This window comes from Tersicoccus phoenicis (genome assembly GCF_001968835.1).
GTDB lineage: Bacteria > Actinomycetota > Actinomycetes > Actinomycetales > Micrococcaceae > Tersicoccus > Tersicoccus phoenicis.
In genome coordinates, this window is record NZ_MRDE01000048.1 from 1 (window position 1) to 1,549 (window position 1,549).

The window sequence follows — 1,549 nt, forward strand, 5'->3', positions numbered from 1 at the left end:
CGAACGGGCCGACAGAGGCCATCAACGGCCGACTCGAACACCTCCGCGGCTCCGCCCTCGGCTTCCGCAACCTCACCCACTACATCGCCCGATCTCTACTCGAGGCCGGCGGATTCAGACCCCGACTACACCCTCAACTGCGATGAGCCACGAATGTGCCCACCCCTTCGTCTGGACCAAGACCGCCGAGAATCCAACCGACAGACATCTGCAAACACGAGCCACTATACGCACTCCTTTTCGTCTCGATAAAGAAGCCGCATTTGTCTCAAAACGAAAAGACTGTGGTGAAGAACAGGATCGCGCCGATTACGAATCCGACGGCAAACCCAGGGATCAATAGGACAGCCGAGGTGTCTTGCTCACCTAACTCGGCCATTCGCTTGAATCCCATCCTTCGCTGAAGAACAGTCATCAAATTCATAATGGCTTTCCGGCGAATGAGGCCCAGAGCGCAAAGCGCCATGATTACAAGGCCAACCCATATTCCGGCCACTCCCATAGCCAACTCCAGATGCTCCTAGAAAGTGTGTGTATACAAAGCATTGCATCCGATTCCGAAGCCTACTTCGTAGCCCCCGGATGCGCTCGATCCGCCACCGCCTTCTTGCCCCGACAACTGACCGTAGAGACCTGCGCCATAGGCCGCGGAACAGCCTAAAGATCCTGAATTACCGGTGTTCACGTCCGATTCTGTGTTTCCGCCGATGTCTGCTGTCACGCCTATGTCTGCGCCAAGCCCCCCACTCAATTGAAAGTGGGGACGTCCATCAGAGCCTGTTGTCCAACCGAATGAGGCGCAGACGATAGCACAGCCAGTTACGGAAACGTCGGCCGTCCGGCCGAGCGGGTCGGTGTTGTTGATGGGGTCGTTGGCGGCGTAGGCGTAGCGGTTGGCGTTGGCGGGGTTCAGGGGTGTGTCGAGGGTGTCCATCTGGGTCCAGCGGCCGGTGCCGGGGTTGTACCAGCGGGCCCCGTATTTGACCCAGCCGGTGGTGCGGTCCTGGAGTCCCATCTTGAACAGGTAGGGGTTCTGGTTGACGGCGTTGCCGCCGGAGACCTTGGTCAGGGTGGGCGTGCCGTACGGGTCGTACTCGTAGGCGAACGCCCGGTACGCGGCGTCGGTGATCAACGCCGCCGGGTTGCCGGTGCCGTCGATGATGTAGAGGGCTTGCTTCCCCGACGCGGTGCGCAGCATGACCGGTTGCCCGGTGACCGGGTCGTGTTCGACGTACGCGGTCAGGTTGTCCTTCTTCAACTGCTCGATCACCGGCAGGCCCTGCGCGTCCGTGCGCCCGTAGGTCAACTGATAGGTGCCCTTCGGGGTGGTTTCCTTGAGCAGCTCGTGGCTGGACGCCCCGGCATAGTCATACGTGTAGTTCACCCCACCCTTGGTGACCCCCTGAGTTGGGTCACTTGCTGTGGTCTCGACAAGCTAGAGGGGGCTGACGTGGGGTGATGGTCGGGGTTAGTGTGTTGTTAAGGCACTAAGCGGGGGTCGGTAGGATCGGCTGGTGGCCTGGGTTCGCAGAGTCCGCACGGCCTCGGG

The 1,549-nt window shown here is 60.6% G+C and carries 2 protein-coding genes; one reads left to right on the plus strand and one right to left on the minus strand.

Annotated features, from left to right (window positions below):
* Nucleotides 1-146: transposase (locus tag BKD30_RS07555; RefSeq protein ID WP_143588110.1), on the plus strand; the 146-nt coding region annotated here is incomplete at its 5' end.
* Nucleotides 147-520: 374 nt separating this feature from the next.
* Here the strand turns inward: BKD30_RS07555 and BKD30_RS07560 are convergent.
* Nucleotides 521-1,384, minus strand: a complete 864-nt coding sequence (locus tag BKD30_RS07560; protein ID WP_076703693.1) for an RHS repeat-associated core domain-containing protein — start codon at nt 1,382-1,384, stop codon at nt 521-523.
* Nucleotides 1,385-1,549 lie beyond the last annotated feature (165 nt).